Genomic DNA, 20,105 nt, shown 5'->3' with positions numbered 1-20,105 from the left:
ACGGCGGTTCAGAAATGATCATCCGGCAGATCCACGTCACCCCCGTCGCCTTCCGGGATCCGCCCCTCCTGAACGCCGCCGGCGTGCACGAGCCATGGGCCCTGCGGACCGTCGTCGAGATCGTCACGGACGAGGGCATCCCCGGACTGGGCGAGACCTACGGCGACCTCGGCCACCTCACCAAGGTCCGCGAGTGCGCACAGGTCCTGCTCGGGCTCGACGTCCACGCGACCAACGAGATGCACGCCCGCATCGCGGCCACCGTCGGCGACGTCGTGACCGACCTGCACGGACTGACCGGCGTCGCCACCAAGGAGAAGAGCGTCGACCGGGTCTTCTCCCCCTTCGAGGTGGCCTGCCTGGACATCCGCGGCAAAGCGGCCGGCGTACCCGTCGTGGACCTGCTCGGCGGCCGCGTCCGCGACGCCGTCCCCTACAGCGCGTACCTGTTCTACAAGTGGGCGGGCCACCCCGACGCTGACCCCGACCGCTTCGGCCCGGCCCTCGACGAGGCGTCCCTGGTGGCGCAGGCCACCCTCCTGATCAAGGAGCACGGCTTCTCCTCGATCAAGCTGAAGGGCGGCGTCCTCCCGCCCGACCAGGAGATCGCCGGCATCCGCGCCCTGCACGAGGCGTTCCCCGGCATCCCCCTCCGCCTGGACCCCAACGCCGCCTGGACCGTCGAGACGTCCATCCGCGTCGGCCGCGAACTCGACGGCGCACTCCAGTACCTGGAGGACCCCACGCCGGGCATCGCGGGCATGGCCGAGGTGGCCAGAGCCGTCCCGATGCCGCTCGCCACGAACATGTGCGTCGTCACCCCCGAACACCTGCCCCCCGCCATCGCCGCCGGCGCGATCGGCGTGCTCCTGCTGGACCACCACTACTGGGGCGGACTCGTACGATCCGCGCACATCGCCACCCTGTGCCGCACCTTCGGCCTGGACCTGTCGATGCACTCCAACTCCCACCTCGGCATCAGCCTGGCCGCGATGACCCACCTGGCCGCCGCCACCCCGAACCTCACCTTCGCCTGCGACACCCACACCCCCTGGCAGGACGGCCAGGACGTGGTACTCCCCGGCAGCCTGCGCTTCGTGAACGGCGCCGTACCGGTGCCCACCGGCCCCGGCCTGGGCGTCGAACTGGACCGCGACGCGCTGGCGGTCATGCACGAGCAGTACGAGACCTGCGGCATCCGCGCCCGCGACGACACGACCTACATGCGGCGCATCGAGCCCGCCTTCTCCGCGAAGCTCCCCCGCTGGTGAACGTCACCTACGTCCACCCCTGGGACGTCATCGGCAACCCGACCACCGCCCGCCCGCCTGGCCGGGCCGGGTTGGGCCGGGTTGGTTTGGCCGGGTTGGTTTGGCCGGGTTGGCTTGGCCTGGGCCGGGTTGGCTTGGCTTGGGCTGTTTGGTCTGGGTTGGGTTGGGCTGGGTTGAGCGTCGACACGATCGCCTTGGCCGCCGGCTACCACTCCACCCGGGCCGCCACCCCGCACCCCGGCACACCGCGTCCTGGACGTCCCCGATCCCGCCTTCGTACCTGCCGATCCGCTCCCAGGCCTGGTCCCGCCCGGTCCCCACCGCCCTCCCCCGCCGATGCCCCTGTCCCGAAACGACCCACCGTCGCAAAGCCCAGCGATGCACCCGCACTCGTCGATGTTGAAGCGCTCAAATCCACACAACGGAAAGTCCGCACGAGGTCGCTGACGCTCGCCAGTGAGCCGATGCCGCAAGCGGTGATCGACCACCCAACGACGGTCCCAGACCACCCTGCTCGCCTGCGACCTCGCCAACGGGCGAACATTCACTTACCAGCGCAAGCAAAAGGAAACTGCACCAGCCGCCCTCAGCATCAGGCCACGGCAGGCCATCCACCGCGCCTTTACGGACGCAGGATTCACCACAAGTCAGGCGCTCCCTCGGCCACCTCGCACCATCGCCGTCCATAATCCAAGGTGACCCGCCTGAGCAGCAGCGCCAGCAGCCTCACCCGACGCCCCAACACACCTCACCGTGTCAGCCGCCGACGCAAGCCCAAGCTCGCCGCCCCACTACCCACCATCCGAACCGACGGCACTCACTCCATCATCGCGAGCCACTTCACGTGCGCTCCCCCGAATGGCCCTCTACGAGCCCCGACCGCATCCATCAGCCACCGCGCACTCGCTTCCGCCCCGGCGACCAACTCCGGCGGATACCCCAGCACCACCTGATGCTCGGCGAACTCGTCCTCATCGTCGAGAATGAGCCGGCCGTCCCGCTTCCTGATCACGTCGAGATCGAGATCCAACATGGTGACCTCGTCATCCCGCCACTCGGGAACCGTGGTGACATCCACGTAGACCTCAGTGCGATGCGGTGCCGCATTAAACGATGCCGCCCACCAGGCATCCCGCGGGAACAGCATGGTCGCGTGGTTGTCCCAGGTGATGGCCGGCCCATCCCCCTTGCGCGCAACCGTCCCGCCGGGCACGGCCACCCAAACCCCATATTGATCGTCTCCGAGCACCGTGCCCGGATGGTTCCAGTGCAACGCCCCGCCGTACTTCCGAAACACCACCCGTACATCACTCATAGAACAAATCTACTTTTCGTCCCCCTCCACCACGAGAACCGAGAGGTCACCCCTCTCATCCCCTCCGCTGCCGCCCTCTCCCCCATGCCCTGAGACCGTGCCCTCGCCACAGACGCAGCCCCTCCCCTGCCTGCCTGCCTGCCTGCCTGCCTGCCACTGCACGACACCATGCAGCCGCCACCAGGTACGCCGCACCACAAACGCCTCAAGCCCCTCAACGCTCCCCAAGAGTCGATGGACCTTCCTCTCAACCACCCCGCGGAAGACGAGCCGACCATCAGCGGCCATTCCTAATCAGCCACCAGCCGAGACCGCTGACGGACTTGAACTTGCTGCCAAACACAGCTCGAACAGTTTCTCCTCCACACCGAGCGTGCTCAGCCTTCTAACGCGCAGACCACAACGACGAGCGCCCTGCATGCTTCAATCAATCGACCCTCAGCCCTTCTCGCGCAACACCAAAGGCCAGCCCACTACACCCACGCCGAGAACCCGCCCCAATCAAGACAGTTGCGCCCCCGCAAAACAAAGCCCCCATGTACCGGCAGAACCCCACCGCGCCAGCAACACGCTCAGCTAGCCACCTTGCCCGCACACACTTCAAGCAACCAACGAGGAACTACCACAACCACATACCGCAAGAGCAACATCGCCACCCCCAAAAGTTCCCAAACGACATAAGCCTTGATAATTTGTGACCTGACACCCAAAGACCAGACATCTTCACGGTTCCCGCCTCCCGCCCACACCTCCAGGCCAAAGAACGCCCCCAGGAGCCCCTTACCACCCCCCTCGGATCCCGCTTAAATAGTGAGCCGTGGAAACACGCAGCGACTTGACCGACAAAGCATGGACCGGATCGCCCCCCTACTCCCGTCCACCGCAGGCCCTGGCCGCCCGTGGCGTGGACACCGGCAAGTGGTGAACGGAATCCTGTGGCGTTTTGAGACCGGATCAACCTGGCGAGAAATCCCGAAATGCTACGGCCCCTGGCAAACCTGTTACGAGCGATACAAACTCTGGACCGAAGACGGAACATGGGAACGCGTCTTGGCGGAAGCGCGACCCGAAGAACACCCACCCAAGGGGCCACACCACCCTCCCCTGACCCAGGCAACCCGGAACCCTCAAAAAACTCAAACCCCCTAGACAATCTCCTCGAACTCACGACAATCCCGCACAAAACGCCAAAGAAAGCACTTAGCCTCACTACCCCCGAGGCTGCCCCTCCTTCACCATCCCGCCAGCATCAAGATAAGAATTCACTCCCACAACTAGGCCACCGGCTAGTAATCTTCACCCTGAGCAAGCCGAAACAGCGAACAGTTTCCACACCAATCTGTTCGAAGTAGGACAGACCGATCCGATGCCGGATCCCATTGACACCCGCGCGGGCACTTAGAATCCCCCTCCATTTTGCCCGCGCGGGCACCTACGGTTCCTCCTCTCCGGCCCGCGCGAGCACCAACCCCTACACCTGTGCCCGCGCGGGCCGCCCCTTCGAGTCGGCTGCCCCTCTGTACCTACCGTCCACGGCCACACCCAAGAGCCACAAACACGGCGAGCGGGCACCAACTCCCCCGAAGGGCAACCGTCTTCATCACGGTCGAACCGAACCTGCAACAGGCGCCAGCATGTCCATCCTCAGTACGCCCCCATGCCGCTTGCGCCAGCCCCCATCAAGCCAACGGCCAACGACTCCAGCCGCCCCTTTTCCGAACCGAGCATGCCTTGGACACCTCAGCACCAACATCAGGCGGGTCCAGTGAGCCCGTTTCATCCTGACGCCACACCTCAGCAGGGGTCTGCCGAGGACCACCGCCAGGCAGACCCCCGGCGGCCCCGCTCTCAAAGAGCAGCTAACGCAATGAGGTGAGACGCCGCCAGCAGATGAGCAGGCACGCCAGCTTGAGGGACGCCTCATGGATATCGGCCTGGACCCCCATCGGATACGCAAGCGTCGGAAGCCGTGCAGCAGGACGAAGGTCTGCTCGACGACTCAGCGTTGTTTGCCCAGGCCGAAGCCGTGCTCGGGTGCCGCAACGGTCGATCAGCCGGCGAATCTGCAGCTCGCGGACGAGACGGCGGTACTCGTCGCGGTCGTAGCCGCGGTCAGCGAGCACCACGCCAGGACGCTGACGCGGCCGGCCTGCCGCGCTTGCCGCGTACCTTCGGGATGGCGTCCAACAGCGGACACAACCGGGTGACGTCATCGCGGTTGGCACCGATCAGCATCACCGCGAGCGAGATACCGGTGGCCTCGGCTATCAGGTGATGCTTGCTGCCAACCTGCCTTCGATCGACCGGCGACGGACCGGTCTGCGCCCCCTTTCAGCGCTCTGATCCGGAAGGAGTCCACCGCGGCGCGGGAGAAGTCGAGCGCGTCGGCCGCCCTCAGCCGATCGAGCAGGACCTCGTGCAGGACCTCGTGCAACCGCTGCCACAGGCCGGCCTTGTTCCACTCAGCCCAGCCTCACCAGCACGTCATGCCAGCGCCGGAGCCGAGCTCTTGCGGCAGGTGCTCCCAGACGATCCCGGTGTGCAGCACGAACAGGATGCCCTGCAACGCCAGCCAGTCATCCAGCCGTTTACGTCCCGGATGCCGGAACCGCCGCTGTCGCTGCGGTGACAACGGTCAATCACCCACCACGACTCCTCCCTGACCTCCCACAGCTTCACCTTGGCCACCCGCGCTCCCTCTCGCTCGACTACAGCGAGAGATCAAGGCACAACAGAGATCATTCTGTTAAGCGCTCTAAGACCTTAACCAGCCGAGAATCGATCAACATCGATTGCTACGCATCCGGCAGATGATGGCTCCCGTAGCGCCCCGAACCCACCGCTCGCAACTACGCCCAACCATCCAGACGACCCAAATCACGAAGTGCGGCCGAAGTACTCACTTTCCCTACATGCAGACGACCGACGGCAAGCGACCGCCCAATACACCCAATTCGGCTTTGCGGTCTCGACACTCGCCTTACAAATCCGCCTCTTGCGGAGACCTCCGACCCGCCACAGAAAGCACTGAGCAATGGTCGATCCAGGCCCTCTGCATCACCCCCTTGCGGTAACCAACCCGCTTTCGTACGCCGCGATAACCAACTGCGCTCTGTCACGAGCATCCAACTTCGCGAGCAAGCGGCCGATATGTGTCTTGATAGTGGCCAGGCTCAACTGCAAATGATCAGCGATCTCCCCATTGGACAGCCCACGAGCGATCAACAGCAGCACTTCTCTCTCCCGCTCCGTCACCCTGTCCAGTCCTTGCGGGCGAAGCACCACCGGGGTCTTCGTGAACTCCTCGATCAAGCGTCGCGTCACCGTTGGCGCCAGCAAAGCCTCACCGCTTGCAACCACGCGAACGGCAGCGAGCAGGTCAGCAGGCGGCGTGTCCTTGAGTAGAAACCCACTCGCACCGGCCCGAAGTGCGTCGTAGACATACGCATCCAGGTCGAACATCGTCACCACGAGAACCCGCGAGACATCCCCGATCCGCCGAGTCGCCTCGATGCCATCCATGTGCGGCATGCGAACATCCATCAGCACCACATCGGGTCGATGCTCCAAGACGACCGCCACTGCTTCAGCACCGGTTGACGCCTCGCCCACCACTGTCATGTCAGGCTCGGAGTCGACCAGCATCGTGAAGCTCCCCCTGAGCAGAGCTTGATCGTCAGCAACGACCACTCTGATCATGAGGCCTCCTGAAACGGCAGACGCGCGAAGACACGAAACCCTCGCCGAGGCAGACTCGCTGCCTCAAAGACTCCGCCGTACATCATGACCCGCTCCCGCATCCCGATCAGTCCATGGCCGGAGCCGTCCCCGGGCGACACGCGCCTTCCTGGGCCCTCGTCAACCACCTCGATCCGCACCTCGCCCGCGTCCGTTACGACAGAGACGCGACAGCGAGTCGGTGAGGCATGCTTGACCACGTTCGTGAGCGCCTCCTGCACGATGCGATACACAGACAACTCCACGCCATCGGGCAACCGTCTTTCCTGCGTCGCACCGCCTCCTCGTCGTTCCCCCACTCCATTCGCGGCGACGACTCTTCCGCACAAGCCTTCATCCAGCGCGCGGTCACCGTCCCACCGCGTGGCCTGTTCCCCGTCGTGAGGCCCGCCTACTTCGCCAGGCCCCGCGCCTCGCTGCCCACATGGCGTGCTGTCAGCCTGACCCCGCAAGCCAGGACTTCCCTGGCCAACCTCATCTCCGCCAATCCGGAGATCAAGCTCGACCTCGATCCCAGCTTGCCTCGCCTGCGCCACCAAGCCCTCCAGGCCCGCGATACCCGGAACGGGAGCAAGATCTGGCAGCTGAGTCGAACGGAGCATGCCTAGAAGATGACGCATCTCCACCAGAGCACTCCGACTGGCGGTCTCGATCACACGCAAGGCGTCGTGGGCTTCCTCCGGCCTGGTCGCCAGCACGTGATTGGCCACGCCGGCCTTGACCGCGATCAAGCCCACGCTGTGAGTCACGACGTCGTGCAATTCCCGCGCGATGCGTAACCGCTCCTGCGTCACTGCATGCTCGGCCATTCGCTCGGCCTCACGAGCGGCGTACAGCCTGCGTTCCCGGACGGCCCGCCCTATGGTCCAGGCTCCGCCGAGCGCCGCGATGCCGACCAGCGGCTGATCGATGTGCACGAGCCAAGCAGGCGTGCCCCCGCGCGGTGCGCCACCGGCGACCACCAGTCCGAACACACTGATCATGCTCACCACACCGATGGCCGAGGACGGCAGCACGGCCCCGAACCTGTCGGACGTCGCCACGATATAGATCGCATAAGCGGGTGCGATGCAGGCATATCCCACCACGTCAACTGCAACTGCGAAGAGGGCAAGCGTCAGTGTGAAGCAGAAGACGGGCACAGGCCACAGCCTTCGTACCGCCAACGGCAGGCCCAGCCCGCACGGGAGGGCGATCTTCAACCACGGCGGCATCCCAGGCGCGGTGACCGCCGCTGTGACGAACACGAACGCGAACCCCAGCCCCGCTGCCAGATCGAGCACGATCAGCTGACCGCGGCTCCAACGCCTGGCGAAGAAGGGATGGTTCTCGTTCACGCGTTGAACGGTAGCCGCTCGCCGAGCCGTGCACGTCAGCCCAGGGTCTGACCTTGAAGTTCGAACCGTGGTCTGATGCGCCGCCGGCCCGGCATGCCGCATCTTCTTCAGCGTGATCGAACTTCAGCACCTCACCAAGCGCTACGACGACACGCTCGCCGTGGATGATCTGTCCTTCGAGGTCGAGCCGGGCCATGTGACGGGCTTCCTGGGCCCCAACGGCGCGGGCAAATCCACCACGCTGCGCCTGCTTCTCGGCCTGGACGCGCCGACCTCCGGCCAGGCTCTGGTCGGCGGCCGACGGTATGCCTCCTTGCGCAAGCCCATGTTCGAGGTGGGGGCGCTGCTCGACGCGAGTGCGGTCAATGGCGGGCGCAGCGCCTACAACCATCTGCTCTGCCTGGCCACCACCAACGGCATCGGTGCCACACGCGTGGCCGAGGTGCTTGAGCAGGTCGGATTGGCGGGTGTGGCACGCAAACGCGTGGCCGGCTTCTCCCTCGGCATGAAACAACGACTCGGCATCGCTGCTGCGCTGCTCGGCGATCCTGGTGTGCTGCTGTTCGACGAGCCCGTCAACGGCCTCGATCCCGACGGAGTGCGCTGGATCCGTGACCTGATGCGGTCACTGGCCGCCGAGGGCAGGACCGTTCTGCTCTCCAGTCACCTGATGAGCGAGATGGCGTTGACGGCTGAACGCATCGTGATCCTGGGCCGGGGGCGGTTGGTCGCGCACTCCACGGTCAGCGAGCTGACCGCGCGCTATCCCTCGCTGGAGGACGCCTATATGGCTCTGACAGCGAGCAGCGTCCAGTTCGGAGCGGCGAGATGAGGGCGGCCCTGCTGGCCGAATGGCTGAAGCTCCGGTCAGTGACTTCCACCTGGCACGCAATGGGTGCGTCGGCTCTCATGGCTGTGCTCGGCGTGATCTGGACGCTCTACGTCAGCGACCTCGCCGAAGATCGGGGAACGCTGCAGGCGGCCGCGCCGGAACAGGGCTTCCTGCCCCTCCTGCAGATGAGCCTCACTGTGCTCGGCGTGCTGGCGGTCACGTCCGAATACGCGACAGGGATGATTCGCGCCAGTCTTACCGTCGTTCCGCGGCGCAGCACCTTATTTCTGGCCAAGGCCGTCGTCGTCGGCCTGGCCACGTTGACTGCGGCTCACGTCATCCTTCTGGTCACCTATTCGGCGAGCCGTCTGATCGCCAATGGCCACCGGCTGGGCTTCAATGAGACTTCGCTGGCCGACGACGTGCCGATGCTGTTGGCCGCGGGGGCCTCGGTGACTGCGCTGGCTCTGGTGGGGCTCGGCCTGGGCATGGCCACGCGGTCGACGGCTGGCGCGCTCATCTCGGTCGTGGCCTTGCTGTTCGTCCTGCCTGGTGTTGTCGTTTACCTACCTGCGCCGTGGAACACGCGTGCCGCATCACTGCTGCTGCCGAACCTGGTTCCCCAGCTGGCCGGCGATCGCCTGTCGTCCCGGCTTGGAGACGGTTTTCTTCCACCGTGGGCCGCGCTGCTGGTCCTCCTGGCTTACCCGGTGCTCGCGCTCGTTGCCGGTTTCATCTCGCTCAAGCGGAGGGACGTATGAGTGTTCTCGCCTCTGAGTGGCTGAAGGTTCGTTCGGTTCGCTCTTCTTATCTCATCATCGGCATCAGTCTCGGCACGATTCTTCTGGGTCTTGCCTTGGCCTCCATGGCGGCCGGCATGTACGACGACGCTCCCGTGGAGCAACGTCCGGCTGCCCGGATAGCGGATCTGGAAGAGGTCCTGGTGATCGTGCCGCAACTTTGCATGGGCGTCCTGGGCACAATGGCCATCACATCTGAATACGCCACCGGCTTGATCAGAACGAGTCTGACGGTCGTCCCCCGGAGATGGCCGCTTCTCGCTGCGAAGGCCGTCGTGGTCGGTGTATTGAGTTTGGTCATTGGTCCGGTGGCGGTGTTCGGGACGTATTTCGTCTCGCGTTGGGTGCTTGGCGACCGATTCTCCGGCGCCTATCTGACGTCGTTCGCGGACAAGCTTCCGTTCCTGCTCGTCACGAGTTCCACGGTGGTCGTATTCGCGCTGCTTGGCTTGGGATTGGGCGCGCTTCTGCGTTCCGCCACCGGCGCGATCGCCTTGTTGGTGGGATTGATCTACGTCATTCCGATGATCGTGGGCAACATCCCGGAGCCCTGGAGTGAGCGGCTGGGCTCGATCATGATCGGTGCGCTTCCCCGCGAGATCACCGGCGAGCTCATCACCACGTCGGTGTACGGGTCACTTCTGTCTCCGCCTGCGGCCGCCACCGTGCTGGTGTTGTACGCAGCTCTTCCCCTGCTGACCGCCATCTGGCTCATACGCAGGAGGGATGCTTGAGATGCCCGCTCCATGGACCTTGTTGCGATACACCCTCTGCCATCTCGTTCCGCAACCGTGGGTACGGCAGGCTCAGGTGCCTGCCGTACCGCTCAGCGGCTCAGACTTCGAGCACGACGGGAATGATCATGGGTCGGCGACGGTAAGTGTCGCTGACCCAACGGCCGACCGTGCGACGCACGACCCGGCGGATCTCCTGCATGTCGACCACGCCATCCGCGGCCTTGTCCTGAAGAGCTCTTTCGATCTGCGGAATGAACTCCTCGAACTGCGCCGGATCGATACCGGAGCCTCGTGCGTGGATCTCGGGGCCGGCGGTGAGCTTGCCGGTGGCGGAGTCGACCACGACGACCACCGAAATGAATCCTTCGTCGCCGAGAATCCTGCGGTCCTTCAGCGAGGTGTCGGTGATCTCGCCCACCGAGGTGCCGTCGACATAGACGTACCCGGCGTGAACCGCTCCCACGATCTTCGCTCTGCCGTCGACCAGGTCCACGACGACGCCGTCCTCGGCGATCACGATGTGGTCGTCGGGAACACCGGTGAGCGCGGCGAGCTTGGCGTGCGCCCGCAGGTGCCGCCATTCGCCGTGAACCGGCATGAAGTTCGAGGGGCGAGTCAGGTTGAGCACATAGAGGAGCTCGCCTGCGGCCGCGTGGCCGGAGACGTGCACCTTGGCGTTGCCCTTGTGCACGACACGAGCGCCCCATCTGGTGAGCCCGTTGATCACCTTGTTGACCGCGGTCTCGTTCCCCGGCACCAGCGACGACGCCAGCAACACGGTGTCACCCTCGGCGATGCGGATCGGATGATCGCGATTGGCCATCCGCGACAGCGCCGCCATGGGCTCGCCCTGGGAGCCGGTGCAGACCAGCACCACGTCCTCCGGCGGCCACTGCTCGATGTCGCGCGAGTCGACGATCAACTCCGGCGGCACCTTGAGGTAGCCCAGATCACGAGCCACCCCCATGTTCCGGACCATCGATCGGCCCACCAGTGCGACCTTGCGGCCGTGCCTGGCCGCGGCATCCATCACCTGCTGGATGCGGTGCACGTGCGAGGCGAAGCTCGCCACGATCACCCGCTGCTCCGAGGTGCGGATCACCTCGTCGATGACCGGCCCGATCTCCCGCTCGCTGGTGACGAAGCCCGGCACCTCGGCGTTGGTGGAGTCCGACATCAGCAGGTCGACGCCCTCGGTGCCGAGCCTGGCGAAGCCGCCGAGGTCGGTGAGCCGGCCGTCGCTCGGCAACTGGTCCATGCGGAAGTCACCAGTGTGCAGGACGATGCCGGCGGGCGTCCTGATCGCCACGGCCAGCGCGTCGGGAATCGAGTGGTTCACCGCGAGGAACTCGCAGTCGAAGGGCCCGAAGATGTGCCGTTCGCCCTCGACGACCTCGACCTTGGTCGGCTGGATCCGGTGCTCCGTCAGCTTGGCCTCGATCAGGGCCAAGGTGAGCTTGGATCCGATGAGCGGAATGTTGCGCCGCTCGCGCAGAAGGTAAGGCACCGCCCCGATGTGGTCCTCGTGGGCGTGGGTCAGCACGACGGCTTCGATGTCGTCGAGCCTGTCCCTGATGTATTCGAAGTCGGGCAGGATCAGGTCGACGCCCGGCTGATCGGGCTCAGGGAACAATACCCCGCAGTCGACGATCAGCAGCCGGCCGTCGTATTCGAAGACGGCCATGTTTCTGCCGATCTCCCCCAACCCGCCGAGCGCGACGATGCGCAGGCCGCCGTAAGGCAGCTCCGGCGGGGGGCCAAGCTCAGGATGCGGATGGCTCATGCCCGGCCCCCATGGTCAAATCGTGTTCTCAAAACTCCCGGTTCCTCCCCGTTCCTATGCGTCTGTCAACTTCACCCCGCCGGCTACCAGGCAAGCACGCAGCTCGGCGATTTGCTTCTCCGTCGCGGCCACGAGCGGCAGACGTACCGGTCCCACCGGCATACCCACCAAGCTCAGCGCCGCCTTTGCCATGATCGCGCCACCGGCCTTCAGCATGATCCCGTCCACTACAGGAGCCACCTGGCCGTGTACCTCCAGCGCCTGCTTCACGTCACCGCTCTTGTGCAACTCGATCATGCGAGCCAGTTCGGAGCCCACGACATGTCCGACGACACTGACGAACCCTGCGGCGCCGAGGGACAGCCAGGCGAGGTTGAGCAGGTCGTCGCCGGAGTAGAACACAAGATCGGTCGCCGTCATGACCTGGCTGGCAGCGAAGAGGTCGCCCTTGGCGTCCTTCACGGCCACGATGCGGTCGTGCTGCGCCAGACGGATCAACGTCTCGGTCTTGATCGGCACGCCACTGCGCCCGGGGATGTCGTAGAGCATCACCGGGAGTTCGGTGGCGTCGGCCACGAGGGTGAAGTGCTGGTAGAGCCCCTCTTGCGGGGGCTTGTTGTAGTAGGGAGTCACCACCAGCAGCCCGTGGGCGCCCACCTCCGCCGCCTGCTTCGCGAGCTTGACGGTGTGGCGTGTGTCGTTCGTCCCCACTCCCGCCACTACGGCGGCGCGGTCGCCAACGGCCTCCAGGACGGCGCTGACGATCCGTCGCTTCTCATCGTCCGAGGTCGTGGGCGACTCGCCTGTCGTCCCATTGACGATCAGGCCATCGTTGCGCTGCTCGTCCACCAGGTAGGTGGCCAGGCGTCGTACGCCTTCGTAGTCGACGTCGCCGTCAGAGGTGAACGGCGTGACCATCGCGGTCAGCATGCGACCGAAGGGTGCTTCGGCGGTTCCAGTTGGCGATGCCATAGTGCGAACGCTACCTGGATTCGGAAAAACGTTGGACGTCGCCACCCCGCTTTGCCAGCCCGACGGAGCCATTTGCCCTCATTCACAGGCATTCGGAGGAGCAAGGTGACAAGGATAACCGCATGGGGTAACCCGATCTACTTCGCTCGCGATCACCTCGCCGACAGCCGAGCCCCCATCATCTCCACCCACACCCGCCTATCCCCGGACGGGCCCGAAGAGCAAAGATCAGCCCCACGGCGCCCCCTACCGGGACAGTTCGATCTGGTACCTGATGAAACCTCGGTTCTCGGCCACCTTGTCATAGAGACGGCGCGCGGTGCTGTTCGATTCGTGAGTGTTCCAGTAGACACGGGAGCAGCCGCCATCCCGAGCCCAGTCCGCGACAGCTTCGATCAGCTTGCGTCCCACCCCCTTGCCCCGGACATCAGGAGCGGTAAACAGATCCTGGAGATAGCAGACGTCCGAGTCAGGGGCCGAGGTGCTGGCATGGACCAAGAAGTGGGTAATGCCGACGAGCCGCCCGTCCAGTCTCGCGCCGAAGGCGTGCAGCCGGGTGTCTGCCTGGAACTCCTGCCAGGCTCGTGCATACATCTCGTCGGGCTCGACTCGCTGGTAGAAGTCGATGTACGCCCGGAACAAGCTCTCCCACACATCCCGGTCGGACGGCATGAGCTTGCCGATGCTGATCACATGGTCTCCTTACAAGCACGGCCTCAGACAGCCGGGCCCACAGGATGGACGGCGCCGACAACTAAGACGAAGACGGAATCTCACAACCTAAGGAGAAGGTGGCCTCTACGACACAGCCACTTCTTTGGGATATCAGAGGACCACTCTTCCTGGTGCCGGCCACATCCAGGGGTATGTGCCACGAAGTCCAGCCGCTGTCGTCAGCCATCAACCTAGAGGGGCACTCCGACGCTGCACCGCCGCACAACCCCTCGGCGAGAGCACTGACCCGTGGGGAATCCGCCGACCGACGGCTCCTGTCGGCACTGATGGCTCTACAGGCGCTGATGGCCCTGCGTGTGCTGCCGGAGACCTTGCCGGTGTTGTTGACCTTCCGGGTGTTGACCTTCCGGGTGTTGACCTTCCGGGTGTTGACCTTCCGGGTGTTGACCTTCCGGGTGTTGACCTTCCGGGTGTTGATGGCGCTGCGGGTGCCGGCGGCCGGTGCTGACTGCCCTGCGGGTACTGCGCCCCTGCGGGAGGTAGCGCTGCCCTCGGCTGCTGTCTCGCTCATTGAGCACCGCAGCTGGGACTCCTGCCGTAGCTGATCACGTGTGCCCGGTGGGCCCATCACTCTCCGCGTTCGCGGGCGCGCGCAGCTGTGGCCGTCACACGGGCGCCCGGCAAGGACAGAGCAGCTTGGTGCTGTTCCGTTCCCATCTGTCAGGTTCTTCTCTCAGAACTCCGCTGCCGTGCGTCCCTAACCGTCCCTCCGGCACGGTGGTGGGAACATGCCATAAATAGACAGGAACCGGAGCTCGACGTACTGAATGAGCTGCGGGAGCATGCGTCAACGGCCGCACCTGAGGGCGCGCATGGAAGAGGTCGCCGATATGTGCTCGGGGGTACACACATCGACGACCTCTACCGGAGAATCGGTGTCCCTTACATCAGCGTTACAGGGTTTCTCCGATAATTTTTCGCCATCGCAAAGTTGGGGCTCCAGCAGTCATCGATGACGGTCGGTTACCTGTCGAATACGGCAACATGGGGCAACGCCTCACACGAACCCCCAGGGATGGACTAGTGGCCACCTCAGATCCGGTCTACCTGCGTGTCGTCGAAGACATCCGGCGGCAGATCCTCGACGGCACCCTCCCCCCAGGCGCGCCCATTCCCTCACGGGCGCAACTGACCCGTAAGTACCAGGTCGGCGAGACCGCCGCCCGTCACGCTCTACGCGTCCTCGCGGGCGAGGGTCTCATCATCGGCCGTGTCGGTTCAGGTCATTACGTCAGGGATCGTCCAAATCTGACGCCCTTGCATCGATGGCGCTTCCTGGACCACCCCGCGCCGTTCGCGTCCGACCTGCAGTCCCAAGGCAGACGCGTGACGTGGGATTGGCACAGCGAACCGGCCGACGCCAGCCCCGACATCGCCAGACGTCTACGCATCGACGAACATTCCACGCTGACCAGAACGCACTACGTCTTTCGGGGAGACGGCAAGCCGATTCAGCTTGTCACCGCTTACGAGCCGATGGCGTTCGTCGCCCACACCGAGGAGGAACGCCGTAGCTTGGTCGCGAGAATGTACGCGCACGGCATAAAGATCACTGAGGTCGTCGAGAGCATCCACACCCGGGTGCCTCAACCGGCCGAGAGCGATGCGCTCGATCTGGCGGCCGGGGTTCACGTTCTGCATGTGGAGCGTACGCACTGGGCCGGCGAACGTCCTGTCGAAACGAGCGACATCGTCATTCCGGGCGATCGCTTCAGAGTGATGTACAGCATGCCCGTCTGACCGGTTCCGGGCTCCGGGTGGCGCCGCTCCTTGCCGCCTGGAGCCTCACGCACCCGCCTGAAGGCCCCACGGGAAGCGACGCCTGAGGAACCGAAGGACCACAGGCCGGATCGCTATGCGCCTACTGATTTTCCGGAGGGCGTGGTAAGAGTCGCCCTGCCCCATCGCCCTCGCGGAGCTCCACACGGGGACTACGCGCCGGAGGCCCCAACGGGGATGTTCTGGTACTCGGTCGCCTCACAACGAATCCTCTTCCGGCTGCAACTCCATCTTCGGCCTTGGTACAAGGATTCGCGTCAGAGCTTGTCAGGAGCCCGTTGCAACCTGAGGTGCGGATTGCTGCTTACCTCCAATCAGTCCTGGCGGCGGAGGTCCATGCAAGCCGCACAGGCTTCACTGTTCGTAGATCAAGCTGAGTCATCCCGTCGCTGATGGCGGCTTGCGCCTGCGGGCGTGGGACGCCTCACGACCTGATCCGTCATGGTCAGTGTCCTGCACAACGGCGGGCAGCAGGACGTGATCAGCCGCCCAACTGCACGCGAATAACCTGGCGACGTCGATAGTCATCCTCGCGATAATGACCGACGTGGAGCAGATCGAGGTCGTCGTCGCGCATAACGAGCGCGCGACGCTGCGTGCCGGCGACGTGTTTCTCAAGATCGACGCCGATCAGGCGCGCACTGACGTCGAGGTCGAAGCAATGGCCATGGCGCCGATCCCGACGCCGGAGGTTTTGTGGCGCAAACCGCCCGTGCTCGCGCTCGCCACTGTTCCAGGGACCGCACTCGGACGTTTGGGCGAGCCGTCTGTCGCGTCGCCGGCGGCCTGGGCCGCAGTGGGTGCCGCCGTGCGGAGGCTCCATGACGCGCCCCTGCCACCATGGCCTGGTCAGAGCCTGGACGAGGTCACATCGCGTCTCGACGCCGAATGCGAGTGGCTCGTCACGAATGGCGTCCTTCCGACCGACCTGGTCGCGCGCAATCGCGAGGTTGCCGCGGCTGCGCTCCGGCCATGGAAACCGGTGTTCACGCACGGCGACCTACAGATCACGCACGTGTTCGTCGACGGTGACGAGGTCACCGGCGTGATCGACTGGTCCGAGGCGGGCCAGGGTGATGCGCTGTTCGACCTCGCCATCTTGACGCTCGGACACGAGGAGCGCCTGGACGATCTGATCGCCGGCTATGGGGCCGACGTCGACCTCGACGTGATCCGCGGGTGGTGGTCCTCACGGAGCTTGCTGGCGATCAGATGGCTTATCGAGCACGGCTTCGACCCGTTTGCGCCAGGCTGCGAGGTCGACGCGTTGAAGGCCCGGATGTGAGAGGGATGAACTGACGGCCAGGAGCGCCGTTCCGCCGCGGCGAGCGAGGCGCATCTGCAAGGCGTCGTCTTCCCGACCAACGACGTAATGGCCTCGAAGACCGCGAGCAGGCGGTCGACGGCCTCGGACCACCGAAGCGCGACTCGTGTCGACGATACGCCCAGCTGCCGACAGCGGGGGTCGGAGATATGCCCAGGGTGAAGCCTCGGGGTGGTTGGTATGGCTCGCGCTCGATGCGATCTCCGAATCGATGCTAGTGAGCTGCGCTGTCCCCAGTCGGAATTAGCGCGACAGTCACCGCTTTGGGGAGTGAGTCTCCAGCGGAGCCATCAGAACAGCTTCCGGAACCACATGCGCGGTCACGAAAAAGCGCCGATCCAGGACTATCCGATTTTTATTGTATGGCATCGAATGTCCGAGAATACTGTGACTCTTTCAGGCGAACAAGAGCGGTCGAAAGCTTGCCGTGGAATCGTAGACGGCATTGTCAGGCGACCCGGGCAAGGCTTCGTCAAATCACCACCAGCAACGGGGCCCACATCAAAGCTGGCAAATCGCGCGTTCCGGCCGGCGGCCATATGGAGACCCGAGAACATCCCTCCAATCTCGCTGCGCGAGATCATCACTGACTGGGTTTGATACGCGTCACGGCATTGCGAAGGTGGCCATTCCTCGCGTTCCCGGCACAGGGTTACCATCGACGTAACTCAAGCGCGATATATCCGCGCACTGCATCCTTTATCGGACTGGAACTCGGGGGCTGAGATTGTCGGTCCTCGTTGATAGAACGGGTGCGGAGGTTGCGAATGCGAGTCAAAGATCTGTACGAGCGCGATCGGCCGCGAGAAAGGCTCATGTCGAGCGGCGCGGCGGTGCTTGCCGACCGGGAGCTCCTGGCCGTTCTGCTCGGCTCCGGTTTTCGCGGGGCAAGCGCGCTGGACCTGGCCAGTCAAGTCATCGAACACTGCGGCGATCTCGATGCGCTCGGGCGCGCCGATCCGCACCGGCTGCTCACACTGCGAGGCATAGGGCCGGCCAAGGCCGCGCGCGTGGCGGCGGCCTTTCATCTCGTACGGCGTGCGGCGTCGGAACCTGCGCGGATGCGCATCGCCAGCACATCTGACCTGGCGGAGGTCTGTGCCCCCTTACTGCGTGGCCTCGGGCACGAACGCTTCGTCGTGGTGGTTTGCGATACGCGGGGCGGCGTGCTGAAACGTTCGGTGTTGACGGAGGGCGGCGCCGATCACACGACGGTGCCCGTGCGGGAGACGATCTCCCTTGTGCTCACCACCGGTGGCGCCATGTTCGGCGTTGCCCACAATCACCCTGGAGGCTCTCTCGATCCCAGCGAGGCCGATCTGGAAGTCACGGCCCACCTCGCCGAGGCCGCCCGGACAGTGGGGCTGCGTCTCCTCGACCATCTCATCATCACGGATGCGGCTTGGAGGCGGATCTCCATGTGAATCACCTTCATCCACGACCGCGGCGGGCGGGCGAACGCGGGGGCCCAAAAGGAACCATCCTCCGATAGCGTCGAACAGGAGAAGCGCATGAGGCGGTCATGAGAGCCTAATGACACGAGTTGAGGCCGTAATGGACGTCGGCCGGCCAACAGACTCGTGCAAGCGTGGTCCCGTGCTCTCCGGGATGCGCGGGACCACGCTTTAGTTCGTGGGGCAAGGGACCGACAGCAAGAACGGACCGCTGCCTCTGAGCCGTCTCGATGGCCGGCAGCACACGGAAGCCCACAACTGTATCCGCCCGCCAAGGAAGCGTGACGCGGCGGCGCTGAGGCAAGTCACATGCCCGAGGCTCACGCTTAGCTATTCCAGGAGACATTGGGCCGGATTGTCCATTGTCTCTAGGATGTGGCTGTTCGTGTGACAGATTACTGTTGCAGCGAGACGGTAGTCATGAGGAACGGTCGGTGATGGTCTACGCCCTCGTCGCAGTTGCTCGAAAATTTTGGCCAATCCTTGCCGATCTGCTGCGCTGACCATGACGAAGAAGGCACACTTGTTCCTGCGGCCATTGCAAGCCTCCTTCACCCCTTGAATCGTTGCTATTCGAAGGAGTCTTGCGATGGCCGTCCTTATTGTCCTTTGTGACGAGGCTGAGAGTATAAAGCAGTCGAGGATAGGGATAAATGCGCCATACGGACCTGACGAATGCGGAGTGGGAACGGCTGGCGCCGTTGCTGCCTGACGGCGACGCTGGACGCCGGCGGCGCGGAGACCAGCGAATGCTGATCAACGGGGTGCTCTATCAAGCGCGCACCGGGTCGCCTTGGCGGAGCCTCCCGGATCGGTTCGGATGCTGGATCACGGTCTACAAACGGCAGCGCCGCTGGGCGGCGGACGGAACCTGGGGGCGTCTGCTCAGAGATGTGCAGGCCGCGCAAGGCATCGGTAGGCACATGAACGGCGATGTTGTGGTGCATCCTGGCGCTGTCATGACTTACGACATCGGGCCGTCGGCTGGGGCTGGCCGCGAGGCGGGGTCCGGAGCGGTACAGCAGAGAGATCCGGTGCTGGCGAGCCTGGAGCTCCGGCTGACCGAGGTGATCAAGATGGGGAAGCGTAAAGGTTGAAGTGAGGGCGCTGGTGCTTGGCAGGCGCCTGTTCGGTGTTTGGGCAGGGCGCCTGCCATCCCGGCCTCGATCGGCCTGTTCGTGAGCGAGGGGCGGCGGGAGACGCGGTGTAGCGCATCGCATGGGGTTCATCAGGCCCACGGGCAAGGATCAAGCGTCAGGCTGATCATCGCCTACTCGCCACATTGCTGGACGACAGGTGAGGCTCTTCCAGAGGTTGTCCGTTGCAGGTCACTCTGCGGCCAAGGGCGGGGATCAGGCCGAAGGATCTCGTTATGCGGTGGATGTATCGGCTGTAGCGGGCGCCTGATGTCGCCAAGGTGACGACCGGCGCCCTGGGTGACCGCTTGAACGCTGCTGTTGCCGTTGAGGTGGGGCTGCCGACGTCGTTGGGCTCCTCGCTGTGTCGCCGGGGATCGGCGGCGAGGACCCGAGTGTCAGGCCTTGACGTCGGGGGCAGTCAGCGTCGTGAGTATTGCCCTTTTAGATGTGTCGCCCCGTGCGGTCGCGGACGACTTCGCTCGGAGGGTCACTGGGTGGGCCAGCGAGCTTGTTCCGTTGCCGACAGGTCACGTCAATGCGCACAAGGAGCGCGGCGAATGCGGTGGCTGCCTGCGCCCCTCGGCCGGGACGTTGGGCGGCAGGCGGCAGAGGCGGCCGCGTTCGACGAGGTAACGGGAGGTCTCGTGACGTCGTTGGTCCAGGGCCACTCTGTGTGAAGGATGGTGATCACGAGTGCCGTGTGTGGTAGTTCGGACGAGACTGAGCTTCGGTCGCCGGCCCGCCGCCTATTACGAACGGCTCCCCTGTATGTCGGGCGGTGGGCCAGTCAGCAGGGTGTGTGACACCCACGAGTTCAGCTAATTCTGCGGTACCTGTTTCGGCAGGTTGCCGTCTCATATCAGGATTTCGGCCAAGGATTACCAGACTC

General features: G+C 64.7%; 16 protein-coding genes and 1 pseudogene. 10 read left to right on the top strand and 7 right to left on the bottom strand.

Annotation, left to right across the window (positions count from 1 at the left end; translation table 11 throughout):
- Positions 1 to 14: 14 nt before the first annotated feature.
- On the top strand, positions 15 to 1,271 hold the full coding sequence (locus tag AB0J76_RS28795; protein ID WP_352320812.1) for a glucarate dehydratase family protein: 1,257 nt from the start codon (positions 15 to 17) through the stop codon (positions 1,269 to 1,271).
- Positions 1,272 to 2,088: 817 nt separating this feature from the next.
- Here AB0J76_RS28795 and AB0J76_RS28790 read toward each other — a convergent pair.
- Positions 2,089 to 2,586 carry a DUF402 domain-containing protein gene (locus AB0J76_RS28790; protein ID WP_352320810.1) on the bottom strand — a complete coding sequence of 166 codons (498 nt, stop codon included), beginning with the start codon at positions 2,584 to 2,586 and terminating at the stop codon, positions 2,089 to 2,091.
- A gap of 849 nt (positions 2,587 to 3,435) precedes the next feature.
- On the opposite strand from AB0J76_RS28790, the gene AB0J76_RS28785 reads away from it, so the two are divergent.
- Positions 3,436 to 3,735 (top strand): transposase, encoded by a 300-nt coding sequence (locus tag AB0J76_RS28785; RefSeq protein WP_352320808.1) that lies wholly within the window; start codon positions 3,436 to 3,438, stop codon positions 3,733 to 3,735.
- A gap of 710 nt (positions 3,736 to 4,445) precedes the next feature.
- Here AB0J76_RS28785 and AB0J76_RS28780 read toward each other — a convergent pair.
- The 3 genes and pseudogenes from AB0J76_RS28780 to AB0J76_RS28770 form a co-directional block, all read right to left on the bottom strand.
- Positions 4,446 to 5,265 (bottom strand): annotated as a pseudogene (locus AB0J76_RS28780) (IS5 family transposase).
- Positions 5,266 to 5,643: 378 nt separating this feature from the next.
- Positions 5,644 to 6,285, bottom strand: a complete 642-nt coding sequence (locus AB0J76_RS28775; protein ID WP_352320806.1) for a response regulator transcription factor — start codon at positions 6,283 to 6,285, stop codon at positions 5,644 to 5,646.
- Entirely contained in the window at positions 6,282 to 7,661 is a 1,380-nt protein-coding gene (locus AB0J76_RS28770; protein ID WP_352320804.1) for a sensor histidine kinase, read from the bottom strand. Before AB0J76_RS28770 ends, AB0J76_RS28775 begins: the two co-directional genes overlap by 4 nt.
- Positions 7,662 to 7,773: 112 nt before the next feature.
- Here AB0J76_RS28770 and AB0J76_RS28765 point away from each other — a divergent pair, with 112 nt between their 5' ends.
- From AB0J76_RS28765 to AB0J76_RS28755, 3 genes are read left to right on the top strand one after another with little or no spacing between them, the layout of a single operon-like run.
- On the top strand, positions 7,774 to 8,493 hold the full coding sequence (locus tag AB0J76_RS28765; RefSeq protein ID WP_352320802.1) for an ATP-binding cassette domain-containing protein: 720 nt from the start codon (positions 7,774 to 7,776) through the stop codon (positions 8,491 to 8,493).
- The gene (locus AB0J76_RS28760; RefSeq protein WP_352320800.1) at positions 8,490 to 9,254 is read left to right on the top strand and encodes an ABC transporter permease; all 765 of its coding nucleotides are present in this window, start codon (positions 8,490 to 8,492) and stop codon (positions 9,252 to 9,254) included. Before AB0J76_RS28765 ends, AB0J76_RS28760 begins: the two co-directional genes overlap by 4 nt.
- The gene (locus AB0J76_RS28755) at positions 9,251 to 10,027 is read left to right on the top strand and encodes an ABC transporter permease subunit (protein WP_352320798.1); all 777 of its coding nucleotides are present in this window, start codon (positions 9,251 to 9,253) and stop codon (positions 10,025 to 10,027) included. Before AB0J76_RS28760 ends, AB0J76_RS28755 begins: the two co-directional genes overlap by 4 nt.
- A gap of 100 nt (positions 10,028 to 10,127) precedes the next feature.
- Here the strand turns inward: AB0J76_RS28755 and AB0J76_RS28750 are convergent, their stop codons facing one another.
- From AB0J76_RS28750 to AB0J76_RS28740, 3 genes are all read right to left on the bottom strand, one after another.
- Positions 10,128 to 11,813, bottom strand: a complete 1,686-nt coding sequence (locus AB0J76_RS28750) for a ribonuclease J (RefSeq protein ID WP_352320796.1) — start codon at positions 11,811 to 11,813, stop codon at positions 10,128 to 10,130.
- A 54-nt stretch (positions 11,814 to 11,867) separates the two neighbouring features.
- A complete protein-coding gene (dapA, locus tag AB0J76_RS28745; protein WP_352320794.1) occupies positions 11,868 to 12,785 on the bottom strand; it encodes a 4-hydroxy-tetrahydrodipicolinate synthase in 918 nt (305 codons plus the stop codon).
- A gap of 246 nt (positions 12,786 to 13,031) precedes the next feature.
- Positions 13,032 to 13,478: a GNAT family N-acetyltransferase gene (locus AB0J76_RS28740; protein ID WP_352320792.1), complete on the bottom strand. Its 447-nt coding sequence runs from the start codon at positions 13,476 to 13,478 to the stop codon at positions 13,032 to 13,034.
- A 308-nt stretch (positions 13,479 to 13,786) separates the two neighbouring features.
- On the opposite strand from AB0J76_RS28740, the gene AB0J76_RS28735 reads away from it, so the two are divergent.
- The 5 genes from AB0J76_RS28735 to AB0J76_RS28715 all read left to right on the top strand — a co-directional run bounded on the left by AB0J76_RS28735 (position 13,787) and on the right by AB0J76_RS28715 (position 19,174).
- Entirely contained in the window at positions 13,787 to 14,065 is a 279-nt protein-coding gene (locus tag AB0J76_RS28735) for a hypothetical protein (protein WP_352320790.1), read from the top strand.
- A 478-nt stretch (positions 14,066 to 14,543) separates the two neighbouring features.
- Positions 14,544 to 15,260 (top strand): GntR family transcriptional regulator, encoded by a 717-nt coding sequence (locus AB0J76_RS28730; RefSeq protein WP_352320788.1) that lies wholly within the window; start codon positions 14,544 to 14,546, stop codon positions 15,258 to 15,260.
- A 577-nt stretch (positions 15,261 to 15,837) separates the two neighbouring features.
- Entirely contained in the window at positions 15,838 to 16,584 is a 747-nt protein-coding gene (locus AB0J76_RS28725; RefSeq protein ID WP_352320786.1) for a phosphotransferase, read from the top strand.
- Positions 16,585 to 17,390: 806 nt separating this feature from the next.
- On the top strand, positions 17,391 to 18,047 hold the full coding sequence (radC, locus tag AB0J76_RS28720) for a DNA repair protein RadC (RefSeq protein WP_352320785.1): 657 nt from the start codon (positions 17,391 to 17,393) through the stop codon (positions 18,045 to 18,047).
- Positions 18,048 to 18,730: 683 nt separating this feature from the next.
- Positions 18,731 to 19,174, top strand: a complete 444-nt coding sequence (locus AB0J76_RS28715; protein WP_352320783.1) for a transposase — start codon at positions 18,731 to 18,733, stop codon at positions 19,172 to 19,174.
- Positions 19,175 to 20,105 lie beyond the last annotated feature (931 nt).

The organism is Nonomuraea sp. NPDC049624 (assembly GCF_040675255.1).
In the GTDB taxonomy this organism is placed as follows: domain Bacteria; phylum Actinomycetota; class Actinomycetes; order Streptosporangiales; family Streptosporangiaceae; genus Nonomuraea.
Note: the sequence above shows the minus strand (reverse complement) of the source record. Positions and strands in the feature narration are given on the sequence as shown.

Coding starts and splice junctions, on each gene's coding strand:
- AB0J76_RS28795 (WP_352320812.1), top strand. CDS start 15: ATGATCATCCGGCAGATCCACGTCACCCCCGTCGCCTTCCGGGATCCG.
- AB0J76_RS28790 (WP_352320810.1), bottom strand. CDS start 2,586: ATGAGTGATGTACGGGTGGTGTTTCGGAAGTACGGCGGGGCGTTGCAC.
- AB0J76_RS28785 (WP_352320808.1), top strand. CDS start 3,436: ATGGACCGGATCGCCCCCCTACTCCCGTCCACCGCAGGCCCTGGCCGC.
- AB0J76_RS28775 (WP_352320806.1), bottom strand. CDS start 6,285: ATGATCAGAGTGGTCGTTGCTGACGATCAAGCTCTGCTCAGGGGGAGC.
- AB0J76_RS28760 (WP_352320800.1), top strand. CDS start 8,490: ATGAGGGCGGCCCTGCTGGCCGAATGGCTGAAGCTCCGGTCAGTGACT.
- AB0J76_RS28755 (WP_352320798.1), top strand. CDS start 9,251: ATGAGTGTTCTCGCCTCTGAGTGGCTGAAGGTTCGTTCGGTTCGCTCT.
- AB0J76_RS28750 (WP_352320796.1), bottom strand. CDS start 11,813: ATGAGCCATCCGCATCCTGAGCTTGGCCCCCCGCCGGAGCTGCCTTAC.
- dapA (WP_352320794.1), bottom strand. CDS start 12,785: ATGGCATCGCCAACTGGAACCGCCGAAGCACCCTTCGGTCGCATGCTG.
- AB0J76_RS28735 (WP_352320790.1), top strand. CDS start 13,787: ATGGCTCTACAGGCGCTGATGGCCCTGCGTGTGCTGCCGGAGACCTTG.
- AB0J76_RS28725 (WP_352320786.1), top strand. CDS start 15,838: ATGACCGACGTGGAGCAGATCGAGGTCGTCGTCGCGCATAACGAGCGC.
- radC (WP_352320785.1), top strand. CDS start 17,391: ATGCGAGTCAAAGATCTGTACGAGCGCGATCGGCCGCGAGAAAGGCTC.
- AB0J76_RS28715 (WP_352320783.1), top strand. CDS start 18,731: ATGCGCCATACGGACCTGACGAATGCGGAGTGGGAACGGCTGGCGCCG.